This window comes from Lapidilactobacillus gannanensis, assembly GCF_003946675.1.
Classification (GTDB): Bacteria; Bacillota; Bacilli; order Lactobacillales; family Lactobacillaceae; genus Lapidilactobacillus; species Lapidilactobacillus gannanensis.
This window is the reverse complement of the sequence record NZ_RHOT01000003.1, coordinates 43,508-69,460: the sequence shown is the minus strand read 5'-3', so window position 1 is coordinate 69,460 and position 25,953 is coordinate 43,508. Positions and strand designations below refer to the sequence as shown.

Here is a 25,953-nt window from a genome sequence, read left to right as displayed (position 1 = left end):
TGAAATATCAGAATTACCACTAACCTGTGTTTAGTGCCAATCAGGAGAACGGCTAGTAATGAATGTAAAATGAGTCTGGGACATATCATTCTTATTCTCTAAAATGATACGAACTTTCGTTGCTGAAACGTGTTCTCAAAAGGCAAATGGTGCCGCTTAATGTAAAAAATGCCGAGCAATTCTAACGAATTGCTCGGCATTTTTCGTTAATGCTCACCGGCTGACCGCCTTTTTGTCACACGCTCATTTGGGCATTAAGCGGTGCCGGCTGTCCTTTGAAAACCTGTTCAGTAGCGTTAAAGTTTGAATTGTTTTTGATAAACGAATTTCAGCCTCGTACTAAATCGATGGGACAAATTAGTTTTCAAATTCTTTTAAATATTGACTGAAAGGAACTAGTGCTTGGGATTGATAGGTGTCATTAAACTTATCAATTGCAGCCTGATCAAATTTCTCAGGGTCAAGTTGTAACTGCTCAACTGGTAGTGGTCGCTCGTCGGCAATTTTAACATCAATTACCACTGGTTCGGTGGCCGTCTTAGCATAATTAAAAGCAAACATTAATTCTTGATAGTTTTTAACAGTAAAGCCTTTAACACCATAACCTTCAGCAACCTTGCCAAAGTCAACGTCAGCAATGTCAACGCCGTAATGGCTCTGCTTGGTGTCGTCTTGTTCCGCCTTAATGAAACCAAAGGATTGGTTACTTAAAACCACATTGATCACTGGCAAATGATACTTAGCTTGAGTGACTAAATCTTGAGCAACCATGGCAAAACCACCATCACCACTAATTGAGAAGACTTGGCGGTCTGGATAGCTTAATTGTGCCGCAATACTTGCGGGTAGCCCATAGCCCATGGTCGCAAACCAGCCAGAAGTAGTGAACCGTTGTTTTGGATTCATTTTTAAGAAACGTAAGCTGTCAATGGTAACATTACCAACGTCAATATTAAAAATAGCATCTTTTTTCGCAATTCGATTAATTTGGGCGAAGACAGGCTCAGGACGCAGTGGCGTTTGAGTGTCCTTGCTCATTGCCTCGATCCAATCATGCCAGTTTTGATTATTGGCAATATTAGCTTTATACCAGCCAGTTTCTGGTTGTTCTGTCCCAGCGGCAATCAAGGCTTGTAAGGTTGCTTTGACGTCTGCCAGAATTGGTAGGTCAGTGCGATGGCGTTTGCCAAATTTTGTATTATCAATATCAACTTGAATAAGGGTGGCTTGTGGATCAAAGAAGTACTTGGCAAAAGGAAAATCGCTACCCATGAATAAAATCAAATCGGCATGTTGTAAGGCTTCAACAGAAGGTTTAGTTGCAACTCGACCAGCAGAGGCCAAGTAGGCGGGGTTATCGTCAGGAATAATGCCCTTAGCTAGTGCAGATGAGGCAATTGGTAATTTATACATTTTGGCAAAAGTTTCAACTTCTTCAGTTGCGCCTTTAGCACCTAAGCCAATGTACATGATTGGCCGTTTCGCTTCACCAATTAACCGTAAAGTTTCAGCGACATCTTTGGCCGCTGGTTGTGGATAATTAACGCGATAACTGGCAGCAGTTGACTCAAAAGTATCAGGAATATCTTCCCAACCTAAACTAACTGGAATAGTGACAACAGCCACACCTTGTTCCTTATAGGCATGTTTAATGGCCTGATCAATCACGTGAGGTAATGATTCTGACGTCATTACGGTTCGATTATAGACGGCAACGTCAGCAAACATGGGGTTCTCATTCATTTCTTGGAAGTAGTCTGTATTCATGGTATCAGTGCCAACTTGGCCGATTAAAGCCAACACTGGGACATGATCCATTTTGGCATTATACAGGCCGTTAAAGAGGTGGGTTGCGCCAGGACCGGCGGAACCAAAGGCGACACCAATTTTACCGGTGATTTTAGCATCGGCGGTAGCAGCGATAGCCCCAACTTCTTCATGACGAACTTGAATATATTTAATATGATCTCGTTCATTAAAGAAAGCATCCATACTAGAGTTAAATGAACCTCCGGGGATGCCATAAATATGATCGACTCCCCAGTCCTCAAGAACCTTGACCATGGCAATTCCAGATTTAATTGTTTTTGACATAAAAAAGCCTCCCAATTCACTTATTTAAAGTCAGTATAACTCTTTCTAAAAGAAAAGCGAGTATTCATACTCGCTCGTGAGTTAACTTATTCTAAATGTAGCATAGTTCTTGAGAAACATGGTAAAGAAGAGTCTGGGACATCAGTCTATTCTCTAAAAATAATACGAACTTTGGTCGTTGAAATGTGTTCTCAAAAGGCAGCTAGTTCCGCTTAACGCCAAAAGACGAGCAATTCTATGAATTGTTCGTCTTTTTGGCGTTAATGCTGACCAGCCAACCGCGTTTTGTCACACGCTCAGTCTCGGTTATTCAAATTGTAAAAATAGTTTGGTAAGTTAAGCAATTAAAACCATTTTTTTCAGCGCACTAGTGCCAAATTGTTCCGTTTCGTTAATTAAAATTTCGGCGCAAGCATAACTATCAGCCAAAGCATGATGGTGTTGAGTAAGTTTGATTTGTAAATAATCAGAAACAGTGTTTAGGCGATAATTAGGCAGGTCCGGATAAAACTTGCGGGTAGTTTTGACGGTATCTAACGTTAAAAAGTGTGGTGGTTCGATTTTGTATTTGCGTAGACTCTCTTGGAGTACTTTAGTGTCAAAGCGGGCATTATGTGCGACCATTAATTGCTCCATTGAAAATAGTGGGGCAATATGTGGCCAAACTTCTGCAAAATTTGGAGCGCCAGCGACTGATTTACTAGTTAAACCATTAACTTTCGTGTTCCAATAATCGAATTTTGCTTCGGGATCAATTAGGGTATAGAAATGGTTGACAATTTTGTTATCACGGACAACTACCAAAGCTAATGAACAAGCACTGTTAGGTTGGCGATTGGCCGTTTCAAAGTCTAAGGCAATAAAATTCATTTTAATCCACTTTCTTCATCAAATCAGCAGTATCAAGTTCAATTGGACAATGATCAGAGCCAACAATATCAGTTAGAATTTTGGCATCAGTTAATTGGTCATTTAAATCAGGTGTGGTCATGAAATAATCAATGCGCCAACCGGCATTACGATCGCGAGCATGGAAACGATAGCTCCACCAAGAGTAAACGTCAGTTTGGTCGGGATAAAAATAACGGAAGGTATCCACAAAGCCAGCGGCCATCAATTGACTAAATGATTGGCGTTCTTCGTCAGAAAAACCGGCATTGTGATGGTTATTTTGCGGATTCTTTAAGTCGATTGCTTCGTGCGCAACATTTAAATCTCCACAGAAAATAACACTTTTCTGCTGCGCTAATTCGCTAACGTAGTGGCGAAAAGCTTGATCCCACTCTAAACGGTAAGGTAGGCGTTTTAATTCGGCCTGAGAATTGGGCGTATAACAAGTCAGCAAATAGAAGTTGGGATATTCTAGCGTGATCACTCGACCTTCTTGATCATGTTCAGGCAGACCGAGTCCATAAGTCACTTTTAACGGCTTAGTTCGGGCAAAAATAGCAGTTCCAGAATAACCCTTACGTTCTGCATAGTTAAAGTATTGTTGATAGCCAGGTAAATCGAGCTCAACTTGGCCTGCTTGCATTTTAGTTTCTTGCAAGCAAACAAAATCCGCATCAAAATTTTCGAAAGTAGTTAAGAAGTCTTTTTTTAAGACGGCTCGTAGGCCATTGACGTTCCAAGAAATAAATTTCATCAGGCACTCCTTTAAAAAACAATTATGATCAACTTCATTCTAACAAAAAGCCAGCTAAGATTATAGCGCCAATTAGCTTTGCTGCACCAGTGATTTGTAAATATCTACTGACTGGTCGTTCTGTAAGTCAGGCAAGTTAGACTTTTGGACAACTGTTGCTATTGCCAGTTGGCCCAATTGGCAATTTATGGGCGTGAACTGGGCTAGTGTTATTTTAATTAATATTTGGTAAAATGAGGCATAGATGAAATTATGAATTGAAGGTTTAAATAAATGATGGCGAATTTTTCAGATTTAAAAATTCCAATTTTAGAAAACTGGCCAATGTCAGATTATACGTTTACTAAAACAGGGGGACCAGCTGATTACTTAGCTTTTCCAGAAACAACGGCTCAAGTTGGGCAATTAATTAAACGTGCTTATCAACAACAGGTACCGGTTACTGTTGTAGGTAATGCCAGTAATTTAATTATCCGTGATGGCGGGATTGCAGGTTTAGTTATTTTGTTAACCCGAATTGAAGAAATTCAACATCAGGATCAACAACTGATCGTCACGGCGGGGACGCCATTAATGACCGTTTCCGAAGCAGCTTATCGTGCTGGTTTAACTGGGTTAGAATTTGCTGCTGGTATTCCCGGGAGTGTTGGCGGTGCGGTCTTTATGAATGCCGGTGCTTACGATGGTGAAGTTAGTGATGTGATTACAGAAATCACGGTTATTAATGCCAGCGGTGAATTTGCAACCCTTCGCGGGCCAGAGATTCATTTTAATTATCGACACAGTATTTTGCAAGAGCAGCCATTGACAGTTGTCAGTGCCACGTTTAGCTTGAAGCCTGGCGATCCAGCTAAAATTCGCCAGACTATGGATAAATTTAATCAGCGCCGTGCTGAAAAGCAACCCTTAGATTTACCATCCTGTGGTAGTGTCTTTAAACGGCCACCGCACCATTACGTTGGTCCCTTGATTCAAAAGGCTGGGTTACAAGGTCAAATTGTTGGTGGTGCGCAAGTTTCCATGAAGCATGCTGGTTTTATTGTCAACATTGATCATGCCACTGCCACTGACTATTTGAATTTAATTAAATTGATTCAAAAGACAATTTGGGATAAATTCCAAGTGAAATTAGTACCAGAGGTCCGAATTATTGGTCGAGAAGTGACTCAGCCAAAATAAAATCACAAAAAAGTTTTCCGCGTGTGATCAAAAGGTGGTCAGCCGATGCGTTAAGCGGAACCGGTTGCCTTTTGAGAACACGTTTCAGCAGTTAAAGTTCGTTTTATTTTTGATAAAAGCGCTAATGTGATTGCTTCGGCACTTTTGTTAGGTCCGAGATTAAATGATTAGAAACGAGGCCGGCGACTGCGGAATTTAACCAAAGTTCGACCAAAATGAGCTTCCTTAGTGAAGGCGGCCAAGTTTGGCAATAATTCAGCAAAAGTAATTTCTTGATAGCTAGGTAAACGCTCAACTGTCGGCCAAAAGGCAGTTTCAAATAATTGCCAAATTTCTTCGCGGTCGCGTTGGGGATAGTCGACAGAATCAACACCATGCAAAGTAATCCCTCGTAAGATAAAGGGTAAAATCGTCGTATTTAATTTAAAGCCACCAGCATTACCACTGACCACTAAATGACCGTTAGCACTAACTTGAGGAATCAGGTTGGTCAGTAAGTCACCACCGACATTATCAAAAACGACTTGATAAGCTTGTTTAGCCAATGGCTTTGGGGTTGGTAATAATAATTCTGTTGGCAGACAAACGCGTTGCGCACCACGCTGTAATAATTGTGGCTTCAAGTCAGTTTGCCGGGTAACTACTGTCAAATTCGTATAACCTAACTGTGCTAGCAGCGCTAATTGCCAACCACCAACACCACCAGTCACGCCGCTAATTAAAATAGCGGCATTTTTATCAGCCATACTTTCAGTATCGAGGACCTTAGTCAGACCAATTGCGGCGGTCAAACCGGCTGTGCCAATTAAGGCGGCGTCTTGTAAAGTACGTTGGCCATTTAATAAATGGAGAAATTCGCCAGGCACATCAACAATTTCTTGATAGCCACCATCAATTTGAATTCCGATTTGTTGGCCAATACCAACGACCTGATCACCGATTTGAAAGTCACTATCGTGGGAGGCGGTTACCCAACCAGCAAAATCAATCCCTGGTACTCGAGGATAATCACGAATAACCCCACTATGAGCTTTGAGTGTGAGGGCATCTTTGTAATTAATATCGCTGTAGGCAACTTGTACCCGCACCCAATCTGGTTTTAGACTTGGCAACTCAATTTTTTCAATTTGGGCTTGTGGTTGTTCATCGATTAAATTGACGACTAAAGCTTTTTTTTGCATAGTTACTCCTTGTTAGTCAGCCGACTCTTCTTCATGAGATCTGCTGGAAAATAGTCCCTAATACTTATTAATGTTCATTATAACGCCGCTAAATAAGCTTGGCTAGTTTTAGTCGATCCGCGAGGTTATTAACCGATTAGTTTTAGAACTTTTTTTGATACATAAACGTAACTTAATCTTGGTTGCAAACTGTTGGCAGTGACTGTTATTTAAGTTATACTTAGGGTCGTTTTAGTAAACTTTTTGTTAGATAACATTTTGTTTAGTGAAGAATGTGAATCGAAAAGAGGCAACTTATGGTATTTGGTCAGAAATTACGCGCCCTACGAATTTTAAAAAATCTTACGCAAGAAGAATTAGGTGAGCGGACGGATTTAACTAAGGGGTACATTTCCCAACTTGAAAATGATCAGGCCTCACCAACTGTAGAAACGTTACAGGATATTTTAACTGTGCTCGGGGTTTCGTTAGCCGAGTTTTTTCAAGAAGGTACTGCGACGACGCCAGTGCTTTTTAATGGTGCGCAACAGGTGACGCATGAAGATGAGGCGTTAGGGTATCAATTAACTTGGCTGATCACTGATTCCAACGAGCGCGAAATGGAACCGGTTTTGTTAACCATTGCGCCAGGTGGTCGTTTCAAACCATTCGATCCTTCACCAGCAGAAACCTTTGCTTATGTGGTTCGTGGTAAAGTTCGGTTGGCTTTTGGAGAGGAATTAGTGACTGCTAGCGTTCATGAATCGCTTTATTTCTCCGCTAAAAGTCCCCATCAATTGCTGAATCCGTTTCAAAAACCAGTTACCTTATTGCTGGTTGCGACTGAATCATATCTTTAATCTCAGGAGGGAATTACAATGGCAGCACCAATTATTGAATTACGGGGTATTACGAAAACTTATGACGATGGCTTTACTGCCTTGTCAAATATTAATATGACGATTGAACCTGGTAAATTCTATTCTCTCTTAGGTCCTTCTGGTTCAGGCAAAACGACGATTTTAAGATTGATTGCTGGTTTTACTAATGCGACGACTGGTTCAATTCTTTTTGAGGGTCAAAAAATCAATGACTTACCAGCCAATCAACGAAAAGTAAATACGGTTTTCCAAAATTATGCCTTATTCCCACACTTAGATGTATTTGACAATGTGGCTTTTGGGCTGAATTTACAAAAGCGTCCCAAAGCAGAAATCAAAAAAAGAGTGCTCGACGCTTTGAAGTTAGTGCAATTGCCAGGCTATGCTAATCGAGAAATCAGTGAAATATCTGGTGGTCAACAACAGCGAGTAGCGATTGCTCGGGCAATTGTTAACGAGCCCAAAGTGTTATTGCTGGATGAACCGTTGTCAGCTTTAGATATGAAATTACGGCAAGACATGCAATATGAACTTCGAGAATTACAGCAACGGTTGAAAATCACGTTTATTTTCGTGACCCACGATCAAGAGGAAGCCTTAGCCATGAGTGATGAAATTTTTGTCGTCAATGATGGGAAGATTTTGCAAAGTGGCACACCCGTTGATATTTATGATGAGCCGATCAATCATTTTGTGGCTAACTTTATTGGTGAAAGTAATATTTTGCCTGGTAAAATGCAAGCTGACTATCAAGTTGAATTTGTTGGCAAAACATTTGAATGTGCTGACGCAGGGATGAAGCCTAATGAGAAAGTTGAAGTTGTTTTGCGTCCTGAAGATTTAGATGTGACAACGGCGGAACAAGGTAAATTAGTTGTGACCGTTGATACGCAGTTATTCCGTGGTGATCATTTTGAAATAATTGGGATCGATGATGATGGAAATGAATGGTTGATTCATTCGACTAATCCAGTTCGTGGCGGTAAGCATATCGGTTTGACTTTCGAGCCAGAGGATATTCATGTTATGCGTTTCGGTGAGAAAGAAGCCGACTTTGATGCACGCTTGGAACAATATGAGGAGGACTAAAGCAGCATGAAACAAACAAAACGCTTTTTTATGATTCCTTATTTTATTTGGATTGGTCTGTTTGTTGTCGCGCCGTTATTGCTGATTTTATATCAATCCTTAACCAATAATCAGCATCAGTTTACTTTCCAAAATTATGTGACCTATGGTACCTCAAGTACTTATCTACATATGTCACTTAATTCGCTATGGTATGCCTTTTTGATCACCGTGATTACCTTGCTGATCAGTTATCCGGCAGCTTATTTTTTAAGTAAGTTGAAGCATCAGCAATTATGGCTATTGCTAATCATTTTACCAACTTGGATTAACTTATTGCTGAAGGCGTATGCGTTTATCGGCTTGTTAAGTCGAACTGGTTCAGTGAACAGTTTCTTAACTTTTGTTGGCATTGGTCCACAGCAACTGCTATTTTCTGATGGTAGTTTTCTGTTGGTGGCCACGTATATTGAAATTCCGTTCATGATTTTGCCAATCTATAATGCCATTGTGGAGTTAAATCCAGCCTTGATCAATGCAAGCCGTGATTTAGGAGCAACGAATTGGCAGACGTTTCGGCGGGTTATTTTTCCATTGACAATTAGTGGGGTCAAAGCTGGTGTTCAAGCGGTCTTTATTCCATCATTATCACTCTTTATGTTGACGCGACTGATTGGTGGTAATCGGGTCATTACTTTAGGGACCGCGATTGAAGAACACTTTATGACAACGATGAACTGGGGAATGGGTTCGACAATTGGGGTTGTTCTAATTGTGATGATGTTTATTATTATGGCCTTAACCAATGATCGCCGAAAGAAAAGACGGGAGCTGAATGACGATGAAGAAAATTAAATTTAGTTCGGTTTATTTAGTGTTAGTGTTCATTATTTTATACATTCCCATTTTTTACTTGATTTTCTATTCCTTTAATCAAGGTGGCAATATGAATCACTTCACTGGTTTTACTTGGGCTCACTATCAGGAGTTGTTTTCAGATAAGCGGATGTTAGTGATTGTCTTAGACACTTTCTTGATTGCCATTTTGTCATCGTTATTTGCGACTATGATTGGGACTTTTGGTGCCTTAGGAATTGCTGGTCGCAAAAGCCAGCGGACTAAGTCGGCCTTGTTGACATTGAATAATGTTTTAATGGTTTCACCTGATGTGATTATCGGGGCTAGTTTTTTGATTTTATTCTCGGCTTTAGGCATTGGCTTGGGTTTTGGCTCAGTGCTATTAAGCCACATTGCTTTTTCAATTCCGATTGTGGTGTTGTTGGTGCTGCCTAAAGTGAATGAGTTAGATCCAGCCTTATTGAACGCTGCCCAGGATTTAGGGGCAACGAATTGGCAAACTTTCTCGCGGGTAATTGTGCCTTATATTACGCCGGGTATTTTCTCCGGCTTTTTTATGGCTTTTACCTATTCATTAGATGATTTCGCCGTCACTTTTTTTGTAACTGGCAATGGCTTTACGACTTTATCAGTAGAAATTTATTCCCGGGCGCGTCAAGGTATCAGCCTAGAAATCAATGCGCTATCAGCAGTCATGTTCTTATTCTCGTTACTGTTAGTTGTGGGTTACTACTTCGTGAATCAGTATTCTCATTCGCGCCGTCAAAAGCAACGTCGTCATGCTAAGAACGAGGTGACCTTACTATGAAAAAAATGTCTGTCTTAATTGCGGCGATTTTAGCCTTTTGTGGGTTACTTTTCTTGGGGAGTCAACAACTGTCGCGCCAGTCAGGCGTAACTAGTGCTGCTAACACTTTGAGTTTGTATAATTGGGGCGATTACATTGACCCCGCGCTAATTAAAAAATTTGAACAGGAAACTGGGTACCACGTACAGTATGAAACTTTTGACAGCAATGAGGCCATGTTTACTAAAATTAAACAAGGTGGTACCGCCTACGATTTAACGATTCCTAGTGATTATATGATTGAAAAGATGAAAAAAACACATTTATTATTGCCAATTGATCATCGGCAACTGACAAATTATCACTATTTAGATCAGCATTTTCTTAATCAAAGTTTTGATCGTGGCAATCGTTATTCTGTGCCTTACTTCTGGGGAACCTTAGGCATTATCTATAATGATAAGTTTGTTAAGGCTGATGAGATGCAACATTGGTCAGACTTATGGCAACCTAAATGGCGTAATCAATTGATGTTGGTTGATTCAGCGCGAGATATTATGGGCATGGCATTGGTCGAACAAGGCCAATCAATGAATACAACTAATAGTCAAACGCTGATTGCCGCACAGCAACAACTAAATCAACTTAGTGGGAATGTCAAAGCAATTGTTGCTGATGAAATTAAAACTTATATGATTCAGGAAGAGGCCCCATTAGCGGTAACTTGGTCTGGTGAAGCCAGTGAGATGTTGGCCCAGAATAGTCATTTACATTATGTGGTGCCTAGTGAAGGTAGTAATGCTTGGTATGATAATATGGTCATTCCCAAAACTGCTAAGCATAAAAAGGCAGCCTATGCTTTTATCAACTTCATGTTGGATCCGCATAATGCGGCGCAAAATGCTGAATATGTTGGCTATGCGACACCTAACAAGCAAGCACTCGCATACTTGCCAGCAAAAGTACGGCAGGATCGGCAATTCTATCCACCGTTAAGTACGATTAAGCATTTACAAGTCTATCAAGATTTAGGCGCCCGTAAAGTCGAAGAATATAACGATTTGTTCTTGAAGTTCAAGATGTATCGCCAGTAAAAGTGTCAGCACTTTTCCGAATTGAAAAGGTGAATTTGATAATGATTAAGTTGTTCCTTAGTCAAAAATCGCTGGTCTCTCGCCTGGATTAAACAAATAAAATTGCTCACCACTATTTAGCTAGACCAGATTGTGATGACACAGCAACGGTGTGATAATCTCTCTTGAGAATAGAGATGTCACACTGTTTTTTTGCTACTGTTTAACTATTATTACTGATTGAATTGCGTTAACCAATCCCACTATCACTGCCTTAAACACTAACAAGAGTAAGATGTACTATCTCAACTCCAGACGGCATGGCGGGCGTGGTTGTCAGTGTTCTGCAACCAGAAAGCCTGTAATGCAGTCAGAACCAATTCTGTTTTACAATCATTTTCACTATTTTTGGAACGACACACTATTCTGGATTTTAGCAACTTTTTATCAATCAGAAGTAGCTATGGTATAATGAATTATCTTAATGTAAGGAGGCTGATCATGAGTATAGATTGGAGTCAGATTTTTACGTGGCAGAATTTGATGAATCTGATCGATATCCTTGCGGTTTGGTTTTTTATTTATAAAATGATTATGCTGCTCAAGGGTACCAAAGCGGTGCAGCTTTTTAATGGGATTATCATTATTGTCGCAATTAAGGCAGTTAGTTATTATCTAAATTTGCATACCGTATCTTATATCATGGATCAGGTGATCAATTGGGCGGTTGTCGTCTTGGTTATTATTTTCCAGCCCGAGATTCGGCGCGCCTTGGAACGCTTAGGGCGTAATGATATTTTCGGTGGTAGTCATAAGACGAAGGAAGATACGAATCACTTAATTGATGGCCTAGATAAAGCCATTCAATATATGTCCAAGCGCCGGATTGGGGCTTTGATCACGATTCAAATGCAGACTGGCTTGGAAGATTATATTGAAACCGGGATTCCGTTAGATGCAGATGTATCTGGGGAATTGTTGATCAATATTTTTATTCCCAATACGCCGTTACATGATGGGGCCGTGATTATTCGCGACAATAAAATTGCTGTTGCGGCGGCCTATTTACCGTTATCTGAAAGTAATATGATCCCGAAAGAATTAGGCACACGTCATCGTGCCGCCGTCGGGATCAGTGAGGTAACTGACGCGGTGACCTTAGTTGTCTCTGAGGAAACTGGGGCTGTGACGATCACGAAGAATAGTCAATTGATGCATGATTTAAGCCGTGAAGATTATTTGAAATTCTTACACGTGCAATTAGATAGTCCTGAAAAGGAAAATACTTGGTGGCAAAACGTCCTCGACTTCTTTAAACCTAAGAAGGGAGGGGCCAAGAAATGAAAGATTTCTTTGATCGACCATGGGTATATCGGGTGATTGCCTTAGGATTGGCAGTTTTATTGTTTATTTATGTGCAGAATAATAGCTTAGGCTCAACCATTTCTAACAATATGAATCAGGAACAAACCGCAGCCGCAGACACAAAAATCACGTTGAAAGAATCGTTACAAGTTGAAGTGGATACTGATAAATACTTTGTAACTGGTTATCCTGAAAAAGTTGATATCACTATTGAAGGTGCTAAGTCTTTAGTGGCAGCAGCTAAAAATACCAATAATTTCCGAGTTTATATTGATTTACGAGATTTGAAGACTGGTACGCATACTGTCAAGGTTAAAGTTTCTGGCTTGAATAAATCGTTGAAGTATTCAATTAAACCCGATACAACAAAAGTTAAAATTCAAACTCGTTCCGATCGAACTTTCCCAATTCAAACAAAATATAATAGCAATCGAATTGCGGATGGCTATCTTGTTGGTACGCCAGAAATCAGTCCAGAAACAGTTCATGTTTCTGGTGCTAAGACTGAGGTGGCCCAAGTTAAACAAGTGGTCGCACAATTAGATTTGAGTGCAAATGCGAACGCGACTTACCAACAGGAAGTTCTTTTGCAAGCATTAGATAAAGATGGTAAAACTGTAGATGTACTTTTGACGCCGCAAACTGCTCACGTCAAATTACCGATTTATTTACCAAGTAAAAAAATGAATGTTGTCTTTAGACAAAGTGGCACCGGTGTTTCGGGCAGAACTTATTCGTTTTCAAGTTCAGTGACTGAAGTGAATGTTTCAGCACCACAATCTGTTTTGAATAACTTATCAAGTACGTTAACTGTCCCAGTCAATGTAAACGGCTTAACTAGCACCACTCAAAAGACGATTACGATTCCTAAGTCAGACGGTGTGATTGCAGTTGATCCAACTGCTGTTTCAGTTAATATTACGGTTAGTCAAGATAATGACGATGATGATACTAACACGAATAGTAGTAGTAGTAGTAGTTCCAGTTCCAGTTCAAGTAGTAGTTCTAGTTCGTCGGGTGCCTCGTCAAACACTAACAGTACTTCGCACTGAGATACTACGACTGCGACCACTGATGATGCAGATGACAATTAAACAAAATCAATCTAAATTCGATTAATAACTGAATTAAAGTGAGATAGGAGAAAATAATTATGGTGAAGTATTTTGGTACGGATGGTGTTCGTGGTGTTGCAAATAAAGAATTAACACCAGAATTGGCATTTAAATTGGGTCGTGCAGGTGGCTATGTTTTAACCCAACATGCGGATGACAAGGCCAATCGGCCAGCACCACGAGTTCTCGTTGCTCGCGACACGCGGGCTTCGGGACAAATGTTGGAATATGCCTTGATTTCCGGCCTACTTTCAGTAGGAATTGAAGTGTTAAAACTTGGTGTCATTACCACACCAGCAGTGGCTTACTTAGTTCGCGCGCAAGGTGCTGATGCTGGTATCATGATTTCAGCATCGCATAATCCAGCTGCCGATAATGGGATTAAGTTCTTTGGGTCTGATGGTTACAAACTACTGGATAGCGAAGAAGAAGAAATTGAAGCTTATCTGGACGCCACTAACGACGAATTACCTCGACCAGCCGCAGAAGGATTAGGTGTAGTTGAAGATTATCCCGAAGCTTCTCAGAAATACTTACAATTTATCGAACAAACAGTTTCTGAAGATTTTGGGGACATTAAAGTCGTTGTTGATGGTGCCAATGGTTCGACTAGCGGTTTAGTTAATCGTTTATTTGCCGATATCGATGCAGATTTCACAACAATCGCTACTTCACCAGATGGTATCAACATTAACGATCATGTTGGTTCAACTCATCCAGAAAAATTAGCGGCAACTGTTGTTGAAAAGGGCGCTGACCTTGGTCTAGCGTTTGACGGTGATGGTGATCGTTGTATCGCAGTTGATGAGAACGGTCAAATTGTCGATGGTGATAAAATTATGTATATTCTAGGGACGTTCTTTGCTGAACGCGGTCGTCTCAAGAATGACACGATTGTCACGACTGTCATGAGTAATATCGGTTTGTACAAAGCCATCGAAAAGGCCGGCCTAAAGTCTGTTCAAACTCAAGTTGGTGACCGTTATGTGGTTGAGGAAATGCGTGCTAATGGTTATAACTTAGGCGGCGAACAATCTGGTCATATTATTTTGTTTGATTTTCATAATACTGGTGATGGGATGTTAACGGGGATTCAATTGCTAAACATCATGAAACAAACCGGCAAGAAATTATCAGAATTAGCGGCGCCAGTTCAGACTTACCCACAACGGTTAGTCAATGTGCCAGTCACTGATAAGAAGAACTGGCAAGCGCATCCCGCAATTGTTTCAATTATTGACACTGTCGAAAAAGAAATGAATGGGGATGGTCGGGTTTTGGTTCGCCCTAGTGGCACCCAATCATTATTACGAGTCATGGCCGAAGCACCAACTCAAGAATTAGTTGATAAATATGTTGATCAAATTGCTGATGTTGTGCGCAACGAAATTGGCGTTGATTAACCAAATGATTTAGTCGTCAAAAAAAGAGTCTGACAAAAGGCGGTCAGCCAGTGAGCCTTAACATAAAATGTCGAACAATTCGTTAGAATTGTTCGGCATTTTTTTCGTTAAGCAGAACCGGGTACCTTTTGAGAACACATTTCAGCAACGAAAGTTCGTATTATTTTTTTGGAAATAGACTTATGTTCCAGACTCTTTTTGTAGTCAATTAACTTGCAAGTCCAATTAATTCTTAAATAAAATTGATAGACCAATATTATATTAAAATCATACCAATGCGTAAAATAAATTTGACATTGTCAATATAAACCAATAAAATAGCAATTGTTTTAAATGATGAAGTTTAAGAATGATATATACCAATTTTAAGGAGATAACTAGACATGTGTGGAATTGTTGGTGCGATTGGTTACGATGAAACAACAGAAATTTTATTAAAAGGATTAGAACGATTAGAATATCGTGGCTATGATTCTGCCGGATTATATGTTAATGATCAAACTGGTCATGATTATTTGGTGAAGACCGTGGGGAAAATTGCCGCCTTACGTGCTGCCGTTGACCAGCAGGTAAATGGCCAGCTCGGTATTGCCCATACGCGTTGGGCAACGCATGGACAACCTAGCGAGGCAAATGCGCATCCACAGTTTTCGACGTCACAACGTTTTTATTTGGTGCATAACGGGGTCATCAGCAATTTTACAGAACTGAAGCAACAGTATTTGCCAACAACTGACTTTGTGAGTCAAACCGACACAGAAGTTTTAGTTCAGTTGGTTGCTAAATTTGTTGAGCAAGAACAGTTATCTACTTTAGCGGCCTTGCAGAAAACTTTACAATTGGTTAATGGCTCTTATGCGTTGATTTTGGTTGATCGCCAACAGCCAGATCGGTTATATGTTGCCAAAAATAAAAGCCCACTACTGATTGGGCTGGGACAACAAGGCAACTTAGTGACTTCAGATGCTTTAGCTACTTACGATTTAACTGATCAATATTTGGAACTTCATGATCAAGAAATTGCTATTGTAACCGCTGAACAAGTCCAACTTATGAATTTACAAGGTGTTAGTCAAGTCAGAGAAGCAATCACAATCAACGTCACGGCTGGTGAAGTTTCCAAAGGTGCTTATCCAACATTTATGCTAAAAGAAATTGATGAGCAACCCGCGGTGATGCGGCGAATCAGTCAAGAGTATTTAACAACCAGTGGTCAACCACAAATTGAGCCTAAATTATTGCAAACTTTAGCACAGGCCGATCGGCTATATTTTGTGGCCGCTGGGACAAGTTATCATGCCAGTTTGGTTGGTAAACGGTTATTTGAAAAGTATACTCAGATTCCTGCAGAAGTAGGTGTTGCCAGTGAATTTGGTTATCATTGGCCGATTTTGTCGCAGCAACCAGTTTTTATTTTCTTATCGCAAAGTGGTGAGACGGCTGATAGCCGCCAGGTCCTAATTGAGGCGAAACGGCGTCATCTACCAACACTAGTGATTACTAATGTGGCTAATTCGACTTTGGCCCGAGAAAGCGACTATTCATTAGTTTTACATGCTGGTCCAGAAATTGCGGTTGCTTCGACCAAAGCCTATACGGCTCAAATTGCAGTTGAGGCAGTTTTAGCCAAAGCGTTAGGCGAGTATTTAGCGATTCCAGCAGCGCTTGCCTGGGACTTGCAAATGCAGTTGAGTTTAGCTGCTAATGGGATGGCAACCTTAGTTGATGATAAACAAGGTTGGGCTGATTTAGCGGCCAATTTCTTGGGAGCAAGTCAGGATGCGTTTTATTTGGGACGGGGGATTGACTATGATGTTAGCTTAGAAGCAGCCTTGAAATTAAAAGAGATCTCTTATGTCCACACAGAAGGTTTTGCTGCTGGTGAATTGAAGCATGGGACCATTGCTTTGATTGAACAGGATGTACCTGTGATCACATTTATTACCGAAAGAACTACCGCTAGTCATACTCGAGGGAACGTGCAAGAAGTTTTAGCCCGTGGTGCGCAGGTATTAGTTATTGCTAGTGAGGCTTGTCAGCAGGCAACGGATCAGATTGTTTTACCAGAATTAACTCCTGAACTAATGCCGTTATTGACTGGCGTTTGTGGGCAATTATTAGCTTATTATGCAACGTTACAGCGAGGATTGAATGTGGATCAACCGCGTAATTTAGCTAAAAGCGTTACTGTTGAGTAAATTAAATCAGGTTCTGCTAAGCATAGGCAGAACTTTTTGGTCATAAAACCAGTCAAGGTCAAGTAGCATCAGTAGCGACTGTGCTTGTAGCCGGTTAAAATTTGCAGTTGAAAAATATCTGACGAAAAGTTATTCAAAGTTATTCAATAAAGGTCAACATAAAATTAGAGTCTGACAAACGGTGGTCAATCTCATTGGGCGGACAAGCGTGCTTATGGAAACTACGATCACCCCAAAATTGACTGATTTACTAAAGGCTACTTGCATTGCAGTTACCGTTAATGAAGTTGGTTAGCGCCAGAAGGCTTGAACAAATAGAGTGATCGCTAAAATTAGTGATCCTAGACCAATCACTAATTTAATGATTCGTTCAGGAATTCGCCGAACTAATACGGGACCGATTAAACCACCAATTAGAAAACCTAACGCAAGCGGAATAATGTAGTGCCACTGGATAGTTGTTTGGGTGGCATAAATAATAGCTGAAATCAAATTTGCTAACCCTAAAGTGACATTCTTTTCAGCATTATATTCGGCAAAAGTAAGGGGACTGATGACCGCAAGTAACGACAACAGTAACACACCGCTAGCAGCACCGAAATAACCGCTGTAAACGCCAACTAGAAAAATCCCGCTCCAAGTGACTATGGTGACCAATCGTTGGTGAGGGGCGGTGGTGCTTAATTGTTTTTTCTGATGGTAGTTATGTGGCCAGAGGACGACGACTGCCGCTAAAAGAATAAAGAAAGGGACAACTTTTTCAAAAGTACTAGCTGGAATCATGAAAAGAATCAAGGAGCCGACCACACAGCCCACTAGGGTTAGCGGTAAGATGATTTTTAAGTCATGTTGGTGACCATGGAGTTCTTTTCTTGAAGAAAGCGTGGCACCGAATTCTGCAAAAAATAATGAATAAGTATTGGTCACATTCGCCACAACCGGGGGTAAGCCAATTGCTAATAGAATTGGGTAGGAAACTAAAGAAGCTAGGCCAGTTGCTGAGCTGACAATTCCGGCGGCGATACCTGTTGGTATCAACATCAGCCATAGCTGCCATAATGTTGGCATGGTAAATCAGTCCTTTACATTGTTAGCTTCTATCATACCGCGTTTTCCAATGCTTTAGTGAGTCAGCTGAGTATTTAGCGCTTTCAAGCAATAATGGCTATTTTTTCGCATGGCATGGTCCTCCCAGAATAGTCATGAAAATAAACTGTACATTCAGTGATAATCCAGTAGAATGAAGACAGTAACTGCTGAATTATTTTGTTGGCAATTTGCTTGGCAGTCGACTAAATCAAGAAAAGTGAGTGACTCATGAAAACAGCTATTTTAACTGACAGTGCTTCTTATCTAACACCCGCAGAAGCTGATCAATTACAGGTAACCATGTTACCAATTACGGTCATTTTTGGCGAAGAAGTCTTTTTAGAAAATCAAACGATTACCGCTGCTGATTTCTATCAACGGTTACATCAAGTTGACAAGTTGCCTACCACGGCACAGATTACCATGCAGCAAATGGATCAGGCTTTTGACCAACTAGCAGCTGCTGGATTTGATGAAGTTATTTGTATTAATCTTTCTAGTGGTATTACCACATTTTACGAAAATCTCTGTCAGCATGTAGCCGAAGTGACGGCAATTAAGGTCTATCCTTTTGATTCACTGATAGCGAGTGCTGGTGAAGCAGATTTAGTACGTTATGCCCAATATTTAGTAGCCCAAGGTCAACATGCAGCTGAAATTTTACCACGCTTAACGGCTTTTCGAGCAACGATTGGGGTTGATTTTGCGGTTGATAACCTACAACATTTATTAAGAACCGGCCGTTTATCTAATGCTAGTGCTATTTTAGGCAGTTTATTACAAGTAAAACCAATTCTGCAGTTTGATCAAGCTGGTAAAATTGTTGCCGTTGCCAAAGAACGCACGATGCGGCGAGCATTAACTCACGCCTTGCAGGATTTGGACCAAGCTCAAGCAGCCGTTGATTTTCCGCTTCAGGTGACGGTGATTGATGGCAACGCCCCGTTAACGTCGCAACATTGGCAGGAACAAGTGCATACCAAGTTTCCCGAAATGTCAGTTCATATCAGTCATATTGGTCCTACAATTGGTGTTCATACTGGTGAAGGGGTCATGGGCTTGCTATGGTCGCGCGACTGGCAAAAAGAATTGGTCGCTGGTAAATAAAATGCGCTATGCAACTATTAAATTGGCTACTTTTATAAGTCGGCCCAATCGCTTTATTGCCCACTGTCAACTAGCTGGCGAATTGGTAGTGGTTCATGTTAAAAATACCGGTAAATGTCTAGAATTATTAATTCCTGGGGTGCTGGTTGCTTTGAATTATCTGCCTAGTCCGCAGCGGAAAACTGATTATGATTTGGTGGCAGTAAAAACTGTGACGCGCTGGATTAATATTGATTCACAGATTCCTAATGCGCTTGCTGCAGCAGCACTTAATCAAGGACAAATGACCTTGCCTCAGCTTGATGCGATTAGTCTGGTTAAACGTGAGGTTGTTTTCAGGGATGCGCGGTTTGATATCGCTGGAACAACTGGTCACGGCCGAAATTTTTTCGTAGAAGTTAAAGGGGTCACTTTAGTTAATGGTAAAGTGGCGGCTTTTCCCGATGCGGTAACGACCCGTGGTCTCAAACATGTTGAAACGCTAATTCAAGCGCAACGACAGGGCTATCAGGCTTATTTGCTATTTATTATTCAGGTACCACAAATTGAAGTGATGACGATCAATCGGGCATTACAACCAGAATTAGCCGCAGCAATTGCGACTGCTCAAGCTAATGGGGTTCAAGTGCTGGCTTATAATTGCCAAGTCTCAGCAGCAGAAATCACTATTGATCGCGCCGTGCGTTTTGATTTGCAACAACCATTTGAATTGCCGCCAATTCCAGAACCGTGATAGGGCGATCGATTATGTCATGACAGGCATTACTGTTAGGTCACAACTCGTTTATTTTTGCTTGACTTTTTCTTTTTAGTTGCGTATTGTTAGATTCATCTTATTAGTTGGAGTGATTGCCATGTTACATTTAGCAAAATTACAACTGAATAATAGTTATTACTACGTCTATTATGGTTAGCGGATTGTATCTGTTGGATGCAAGCCGCGTACGCGAGCTTTGCATCCATGATGGTCGTAGTATTTAGTACGAAAAACAACCACATGGATCTTAATGATTTCATGTGGTTGACTGGGTTTTAGTTGTGTAAACTAAACGACTTTCTCAAGCAGTCACAGAAATCATTTCTGTGACTGCTTTTTGTTTATTCAATTGGAGGAGACGAAGGTATGCGAAAGAAATTTTTAATTATTTTATTGGTATTATTATTAGGGTTAGTTTTCTGGACCGATTATCAAAGCAAACGTCCTCAAGCGAGTGGAGAAATTCGGATTGGTATTTTGCAGTTGATGGATCAGAGCGCACTGGATCAGGCGCGCAAAGGTTTTTTGGCAGAGGTTAAGCAAAATGGTGGTAGCCTGGGCAAAAAAATTAAAATTGATTATGTTAATGCCCAAGGTGATCAAGCTAATTTGCGAGCTATGAGTGAGCGTTTAGCCAATCATCATAACACTTTGAATTTAGCGATTGCCACACCAGCAGCGCAGGCCTTACTGGCAGTTGACCAAAAGACACCGCTATTATTTACAGCGATCACAGACCCCGTCGATGCTGGTCTGGTCAAAAACTTACAAAAACCGACGGGAAATGTTACCGGCGTCACGGATAGCGTACCAGTGACAGCACAACTCACTTTAATGCGACAATTATTTCCTCAGGCCAAGAAAGTAGGTCTTTTATATAATGCTGCTGAGCCGAATTCAGTTATTCAAATCAAACGGGCCCAAACAGTTCTGAAAAAGCAGGGCTTGCAAATCGTTACACGCACGGTCGCAACGACTAATGATGTTGAGCAAGCCGCAACTAGTTTGGCGCGGCAGGTCGATGTGATGTATTTACCAGCAGATAATGTTTTGACGGCCGCCATGCCATTGATGGGTAAGGTCTCTCAAAAGACCAAAACACCGATCATTCCGGCGACAACGCCTATGGTGAAATTAGGTGGCGTTGCCACGCAAGGCATTAATTATTACCAATTAGGCCAACAGACTGGCAAAATGGCCTTGGCAATCATTCGCGGCAAGGCCGTTCGGGATTTACCAGTTGAAAAACCAGCCAAGACGCAGTTGGTTTTTAATCACCAACTAGCTGATTTCTTTAAAATTGATTGGCGTCGTTGGCAGTTGCCAAGTAAAAAATAAAAAAGTTTTTGAAGGGATGATTTGAATGGATTTATTAATTTCTAGTTTGTCATTGGGGTTGTTATGGTCGATCATGGCGATTGGTGTTTACTTAACTTTTCGAATTTTGGATATTGCTGATATGACTGCTGAAGGTAGTTTTCCCTTAGGTGCTGCAGTGACGGCTAGACAAATCGTGGCCGGGGTAAACCCATGGTTAGCGACTTTGTCAGACTTACTAGCTGGTTGTTTAGCTGGCTTTGTTTCAGGATTTTTGCATACGAAACTAAAGATACCAGCGCTGCTAACTGGTATTTTAACCTTAACTGGATTGTATTCAGTTAATTTATTAATTATGGGTCAGTCGAATATTTCCTTGTTAGGTCGTGTTTCGACTGTCATTACACAATTGTCTGGGTTATCACCAACTTTTGCCGCCATTTTAATTGGTGCTTTGGTGTTAGCAGTGGTGATTTTCTTACTAGTGACTTTTTTCAATACTGAAATTGGTTTAGCAGCCCGAGCAGTTGGTGATAATGAGCAAATGAGTGCCGCTAACGGGATCAACGCTGATAATATGAAAATTATTATTTACATGATTTCCAATGGTTTGATTGCTTTAGCCGGAAGTTTAATGGCTCAAATTAATGGTTACGCGGACAGTAGTATGGGGATTGGTACAATTGTGATAGCCTTGGCAGCAATTATTATCGCTGAAGTATTGGTCCAGAATTTATCTTTTGGTTGGCGCTTGATCACGATTATTGGCGGGGCAATTATTTACCGCTTGATTATTGCGCTGGTGTTGCAATGGGGCGTTGATCCTAATAATTTACGTCTGTTTTATGCCCTAATGTTGACTGTCTTTTTAGCAGCACCTCTGTTACAGCAGCGTTTTGCTCAGCAGCGCCGGCGTCAGAAAAATATGGCTAGTTTTAAGGAGGAACAACATGACTAATCAAGCTTTGGAAATCAAAAGATTGCATCAATATTTCAATCGTGGTACGTCTAACGAACGGCATATTTTACGAGGGCTAGATTTAACATTAGACTCGGGAGAATTTGTGGCCGTCATTGGCGGTAATGGTGCTGGAAAGTCAACCTTGATGAATAGCATTGCTGGTAATTTGCCGGTCGATGAGGGCCAAATTCTGATCAATCAAGAGGATGTTACTTATGAATCAGTGGCCCAAAGAGCACGGTTGATTGGGCGTGTTTTCCAAGATCCACAAATGGGCACTGCACCGTTATTAACAGTTGAAGAAAATCTGTCTTTAGCAATGCTTCGGGGGCAACGTCGTAAAATCCTGACACCAGGTGTGAAACGCCGCCAACGTGCCTTCTTACAAGAAAAGCTAGCCTTATTAAACTTAGGATTGGAAGATCGGCTCGGTGCTGAAATCGGCTTATTATCTGGTGGTCAACGCCAAGCAATCACGTTATTGATGGCCACTTTGCAGAATCCGGCGATTTTATTATTAGACGAACATACGGCAGCATTAGATCCTGAGACTAGCCAGATTGTCATGAATTTGACGGCTAAATTAGTGGCGGAACAACATTTAACCACTTTAATGATCACTCATAATATGGCTGCGGCGTTACAATTTGGTAATCGCTTGATTATGTTGGACCATGGTAAAATTGCAGTTGATATCCGTGGTGCTGAGAAGGAAAAATTGACGGTGCCTGATTTGCTAGCTTTATTTAAGCAACGTAGTGGACAAGAGCTAACGGATGATGCGATGTTGTTAAGTTAGTTGTTGCAGCTACTTAATCACCCACTTGCGGTTGCGACATAAGTCTTGCCACAAAAAATAAAAAGAATGTTAGCAGCTGTTACCTTTTCTCAAAGAGCAACTAGTTCTGCTTAACGCAAAAATACCGAGCAATTCGTGAATTGCTCGGTATTTTACGTTAATGCTCAGCGGCTGACTTTAGAAGATTTTGATTGAGCCACTAGTAGTTTTCGCATTGACGGTTATTTTAGGATTTTCACCGACTAGACCATTTTGATGGCGCTGTTGACGCGGGGTTAAATAAGTAGCCCCATATGGTAAACTAACGCGACCAGAATTACTATTGGTTTGAAAATGATAGCTGCTATCAGTTGGCATTTTGATGACGACTGAACCACTGGTAGTGATCACGGTTAGGTCAGCATTGATCTGACTGAAAGAAAGACTTAAATTGCCACTGCGGCTGGTGAAATGGCCACTACCGACTAGGCCTTGACCCTGGACATTACCAGAATGATCGGTGAGATTTAACTGTTTGGCAGTCAAGGTGTGACTATCGACATTGCCACTAAGACACTCAACATTGATTTCATCAGCGGTTAAATGAGCAAAATGAATCTGACCACTTTTTACTTTGCCGCTGATCATACTATTGGGGTGAAGACCAGTACTTTCGGTTAATTTAAGATCACCAGAATTACTAAGCAGTTGAATTTGTTCTGCTTGCAAGAAAACACCCTGGATTGAGCCTGAAGTTGTTTGTAAGTGAATCTGGTTGAGTTGTAAGTTATGGCTGGTAATTGTCCCATTGGTCAAACTTGTTTCCAAAATATAAGCGCCGCTCAAATCATCAATTTGCAAATTACCGTTTTTATTTTGTAAATAAACAAATCCAGTGAATTGGTTAGGAATCAGCACTTCAATGCGTTCGCGAAGAATCGCCAAGGGAATTCTTCGCGGTTGTTCAACTTTTAATTTATCACCAATGATTTTACCGGTGGCATAACCATTGGTACGATCAGCATTCATGTATTCATTAACGATTAACTTGTCACCAGTTGTCGGTGCCAACGTGATTTTCGCATAGCGATAATCAATAAAAATTTGATTCAGTTGCTCGATCGAGTAGCTGAGGGTGTGAACTAATTTAGTGGCAAAAAAACGGTCATACAAACGATTAAGTTGACTATTATCAAAATGGGTCGTTTGCGGTTGGCTAGCAATAGTCGTCAGAATTTGATCAAGATCGGTTAAAGTAGCAAGTGAAGCTGCAACGGCATTTTCCGGTGTTTCGCCTTGATTGACGCGATCCTCCGTTGCTTCGTTAAGATCGGCTAATAAATCGTTATATAATTCGGTGGTTTCCGGGGTTGCATTGAATTTTGAAAAATGTTTTTTTAAAGTTTGTTCAATTTCTGGAAACATATTAAAACCTCTTCCAAACTACTAAATCTTAGCTTCAAGTAGATGTGCCTTGAAATTTAGGTTTAGGGCTTTTTTTTTAATCTAAAAATTGGTTATACTATAATAAAATAAATTAATAAAATAAATTGCTATTTGATGAAGTTGGCGTAAATGGTCGTAATTACGTTAGACACGCCAATATTTTAGCATAAAATTTAGGTGCTGTCGCCGTGATAGCGCTAAGGGAGTTCAGTTCAGTGCCAACACGTCGAGAAAAGATTTTTCTAGGGTTAGCTTTAGGTATGATGGTGATTTTATTTATTAGCTCAGCCATGACCTATCAACAACAAACTATTGTTCCAGAATTGAAACACTTTAATTGGGCTTGGTGGCATCAAGTGTTAGATCACATAAAATTTGATTATGCTGGCCGGACCATGAGTGTTGCAACTCAGGGTTATGCAGGAATGACTGAATTTTTGATTCGTAAATTAGCCCATTTTGGCAGTTATTTTCTACTTGCTGGTTTTGGTTATTTAGGGTTACTTTCGGTGATTCCGTTTTGGGGTTTTCGCGTGCCGCTTACTTGGTTGGCTGCCACAGGTTATGCAGCTTTAGATGAATTTCATCAGTTATTAACTTCTGGTCGTTCACCAATGATTCAAGACGTGATGCTAGATAGTTGTGGCGCAATTGCTGGCTTGCTGGTGGCGTTACTGATTGTTGGGCTGCACCATCACCGTCAATAGAGGCGGTTTAGCCGCTTTGCTGGGGCGACAATGATTTCTCCAATCGGGCGCTAGAAATTATTGCGTCAAGCCTCAGTTTTTGGTATGATAGATGAGGTTTTTATCTTATTTTACCAAGTTTGTTAATGAAAGAAGGAGAAGCGAATGTCAGGACATTCCAAATGGCACAATATCCAAGGTCGTAAGAATGCACAAGATTCAAAACGTGGAAAGATTTTCCAGAAATTATCTCGGGAACTTTACATGGCCGCAAAGGGTGGTGATCCTGATCCCGCGAACAACCCTTCATTACGCTTGGTGATGGACAAAGCGCGGGCTGCCAATATGCCGAAAGACAATATTGAGCGAGCAATTAAAAAGGCTCAAGGTGGCGAAGGCGAAAGTTACGATGAGGTTACTTATGAAGGTTATGCACCAGGTGGGGTAGCTGTCTTAGTTGAAGGTTTAACTGACAACAAGAATCGGACTGCTTCTGATGTGCGAGTTGCATTCACCCGTAATGGTGGTAGTCTTGGGGCGACTGGTTCAGTTAGTTATATGTTCGATCGTCGTGGTTATTTTGTAATTGACCGGACGACAACTGATGCTGATGAAGATCAGATGTTGGAAGACGTGATGGATGCTGGCGCAGACGATTTACAAACATCTGATGATGCTTACGAAATCTACACTGATCCCACTGATTTTGCAACGGTTCGAGATTCTCTTGAGGCCAAGGGTTATAAATTTGCTGAGGCTGAATTGACGATGGTACCACAGAATACGACCCCCGTTCCTGCTGATAAAGTCGAACAATTTGAACGGATGATTGATTTACTTGAAGATAACGATGACGTTCAGAATGTCTATCATGCTGGTGATTTACCAGATGACGAGGACTAAATATTAACATGATTTAGCGTGTGACCCAAGACAGTTAGCCGGTGGTCACTAGCGTAAAAGCACGTAATTCGTCAGAATTGCGT

General features: G+C 40.9%; 23 protein-coding genes. 17 read left to right on the top strand and 6 right to left on the bottom strand.

Annotated elements, in window-relative coordinates; translation table 11 throughout:
* Positions 1 to 357: 357 nt before the first annotated feature.
* The 3 genes from spxB to EKM81_RS01695 all read right to left on the bottom strand — a co-directional run bounded on the left by spxB (position 358) and on the right by EKM81_RS01695 (position 3,739).
* Positions 358 to 2,094 (bottom strand): pyruvate oxidase, encoded by a 1,737-nt coding sequence (gene spxB / locus EKM81_RS01705; protein WP_125647495.1) that lies wholly within the window; start codon positions 2,092 to 2,094, stop codon positions 358 to 360.
* Between the two features lie 336 nt (positions 2,095 to 2,430).
* A complete protein-coding gene (locus tag EKM81_RS01700) occupies positions 2,431 to 2,964 on the bottom strand; it encodes a 3'-5' exonuclease (protein WP_125647492.1) in 534 nt (177 codons plus the stop codon).
* A gap of 1 nt (position 2,965) precedes the next feature.
* Positions 2,966 to 3,739, bottom strand: a complete 774-nt coding sequence (locus EKM81_RS01695) for an exodeoxyribonuclease III (protein ID WP_125647488.1) — start codon at positions 3,737 to 3,739, stop codon at positions 2,966 to 2,968.
* A 273-nt stretch (positions 3,740 to 4,012) separates the two neighbouring features.
* Between EKM81_RS01695 and murB the strand changes: the two genes are divergently transcribed.
* Positions 4,013 to 4,918, top strand: coding sequence for a UDP-N-acetylmuramate dehydrogenase (gene murB / locus EKM81_RS01690; RefSeq protein WP_125647485.1), 906 nt, complete (start codon positions 4,013 to 4,015; stop codon positions 4,916 to 4,918).
* Positions 4,919 to 5,085: 167 nt separating this feature from the next.
* On the opposite strand, the gene EKM81_RS01685 is transcribed toward murB, so the two are convergent.
* The gene (locus tag EKM81_RS01685; RefSeq protein ID WP_125647482.1) at positions 5,086 to 6,099 is read right to left on the bottom strand and encodes an acrylyl-CoA reductase family protein; all 1,014 of its coding nucleotides are present in this window, start codon (positions 6,097 to 6,099) and stop codon (positions 5,086 to 5,088) included.
* Positions 6,100 to 6,395: 296 nt separating this feature from the next.
* On the opposite strand from EKM81_RS01685, the gene EKM81_RS01680 reads away from it, so the two are divergent.
* The 9 genes from EKM81_RS01680 to glmS all read left to right on the top strand — a co-directional run bounded on the left by EKM81_RS01680 (position 6,396) and on the right by glmS (position 16,826).
* A complete protein-coding gene (locus EKM81_RS01680) occupies positions 6,396 to 6,938 on the top strand; it encodes a helix-turn-helix domain-containing protein (protein ID WP_125647479.1) in 543 nt (180 codons plus the stop codon).
* 18 nt (positions 6,939 to 6,956) lie between these two features.
* Positions 6,957 to 8,048: an ABC transporter ATP-binding protein gene (locus tag EKM81_RS01675; RefSeq protein WP_125647476.1), complete on the top strand. Its 1,092-nt coding sequence runs from the start codon at positions 6,957 to 6,959 to the stop codon at positions 8,046 to 8,048.
* A 6-nt stretch (positions 8,049 to 8,054) separates the two neighbouring features.
* Positions 8,055 to 8,882 (top strand): ABC transporter permease, encoded by an 828-nt coding sequence (locus EKM81_RS01670; protein ID WP_125647472.1) that lies wholly within the window; start codon positions 8,055 to 8,057, stop codon positions 8,880 to 8,882.
* Positions 8,869 to 9,693 carry an ABC transporter permease gene (locus tag EKM81_RS01665; RefSeq protein ID WP_164509157.1) on the top strand — a complete coding sequence of 275 codons (825 nt, stop codon included), beginning with the start codon at positions 8,869 to 8,871 and terminating at the stop codon, positions 9,691 to 9,693. Before EKM81_RS01670 ends, EKM81_RS01665 begins: the two co-directional genes overlap by 14 nt.
* Positions 9,690 to 10,766, top strand: a complete 1,077-nt coding sequence (locus tag EKM81_RS01660) for an ABC transporter substrate-binding protein (protein WP_125647467.1) — start codon at positions 9,690 to 9,692, stop codon at positions 10,764 to 10,766. The genes EKM81_RS01665 and EKM81_RS01660 overlap by 4 nt, the downstream gene beginning before the upstream one ends.
* 480 nt (positions 10,767 to 11,246) lie before the next feature.
* A complete protein-coding gene (gene cdaA / locus EKM81_RS01655; protein WP_125647464.1) occupies positions 11,247 to 12,089 on the top strand; it encodes a diadenylate cyclase CdaA in 843 nt (280 codons plus the stop codon).
* Positions 12,086 to 13,162 carry a CdaR family protein gene (locus EKM81_RS01650; RefSeq protein WP_125647461.1) on the top strand — a complete coding sequence of 359 codons (1,077 nt, stop codon included), beginning with the start codon at positions 12,086 to 12,088 and terminating at the stop codon, positions 13,160 to 13,162. Before cdaA ends, EKM81_RS01650 begins: the two co-directional genes overlap by 4 nt.
* A gap of 101 nt (positions 13,163 to 13,263) precedes the next feature.
* Positions 13,264 to 14,628, top strand: coding sequence for a phosphoglucosamine mutase (gene glmM, locus EKM81_RS01645; RefSeq protein WP_125647458.1), 1,365 nt, complete (start codon positions 13,264 to 13,266; stop codon positions 14,626 to 14,628).
* 383 nt (positions 14,629 to 15,011) lie between these two features.
* The gene (glmS, locus tag EKM81_RS01640; RefSeq protein WP_125647455.1) at positions 15,012 to 16,826 is read left to right on the top strand and encodes a glutamine--fructose-6-phosphate transaminase (isomerizing); all 1,815 of its coding nucleotides are present in this window, start codon (positions 15,012 to 15,014) and stop codon (positions 16,824 to 16,826) included.
* Positions 16,827 to 17,117: 291 nt separating this feature from the next.
* Here the strand turns inward: glmS and EKM81_RS01635 are convergent, their stop codons facing one another.
* A complete protein-coding gene (locus tag EKM81_RS01635) occupies positions 17,118 to 17,894 on the bottom strand; it encodes a sulfite exporter TauE/SafE family protein (RefSeq protein ID WP_125647451.1) in 777 nt (258 codons plus the stop codon).
* Between the two features lie 249 nt (positions 17,895 to 18,143).
* On the opposite strand from EKM81_RS01635, the gene EKM81_RS01630 reads away from it, so the two are divergent.
* The 5 genes from EKM81_RS01630 (at position 18,144) to EKM81_RS01610 (ending at position 22,856) form a co-directional block, all read left to right on the top strand.
* A complete protein-coding gene (locus tag EKM81_RS01630) occupies positions 18,144 to 19,022 on the top strand; it encodes a DegV family protein (protein WP_125647448.1) in 879 nt (292 codons plus the stop codon).
* Position 19,023: 1 nt separating this feature from the next.
* A complete protein-coding gene (sfsA, locus tag EKM81_RS01625; RefSeq protein ID WP_125647581.1) occupies positions 19,024 to 19,755 on the top strand; it encodes a DNA/RNA nuclease SfsA in 732 nt (243 codons plus the stop codon).
* Between the two features lie 390 nt (positions 19,756 to 20,145).
* Positions 20,146 to 21,117, top strand: coding sequence for an ABC transporter substrate-binding protein (locus tag EKM81_RS01620; protein WP_125647445.1), 972 nt, complete (start codon positions 20,146 to 20,148; stop codon positions 21,115 to 21,117).
* Positions 21,118 to 21,142: 25 nt separating this feature from the next.
* A complete protein-coding gene (locus tag EKM81_RS01615; protein WP_125647442.1) occupies positions 21,143 to 22,054 on the top strand; it encodes an ABC transporter permease in 912 nt (303 codons plus the stop codon).
* Positions 22,047 to 22,856 carry an ABC transporter ATP-binding protein gene (locus EKM81_RS01610; protein WP_125647439.1) on the top strand — a complete coding sequence of 270 codons (810 nt, stop codon included), beginning with the start codon at positions 22,047 to 22,049 and terminating at the stop codon, positions 22,854 to 22,856. The genes EKM81_RS01615 and EKM81_RS01610 overlap by 8 nt, the downstream gene beginning before the upstream one ends.
* 177 nt (positions 22,857 to 23,033) lie before the next feature.
* Here the strand turns inward: EKM81_RS01610 and EKM81_RS01605 are convergent, their stop codons facing one another.
* Positions 23,034 to 24,260 (bottom strand): DUF4097 family beta strand repeat-containing protein, encoded by a 1,227-nt coding sequence (locus tag EKM81_RS01605; protein ID WP_125647436.1) that lies wholly within the window; start codon positions 24,258 to 24,260, stop codon positions 23,034 to 23,036.
* A gap of 236 nt (positions 24,261 to 24,496) precedes the next feature.
* Here EKM81_RS01605 and EKM81_RS01600 point away from each other — a divergent pair, with 236 nt between their 5' ends.
* Together EKM81_RS01600 and EKM81_RS01595 are read left to right on the top strand one after the other, a co-directional pair.
* Positions 24,497 to 24,988 carry a VanZ family protein gene (locus EKM81_RS01600; protein ID WP_125647433.1) on the top strand — a complete coding sequence of 164 codons (492 nt, stop codon included), beginning with the start codon at positions 24,497 to 24,499 and terminating at the stop codon, positions 24,986 to 24,988.
* Between the two features lie 144 nt (positions 24,989 to 25,132).
* Entirely contained in the window at positions 25,133 to 25,870 is a 738-nt protein-coding gene (locus EKM81_RS01595) for a YebC/PmpR family DNA-binding transcriptional regulator (protein ID WP_125647429.1), read from the top strand.
* Positions 25,871 to 25,953 lie beyond the last annotated feature (83 nt).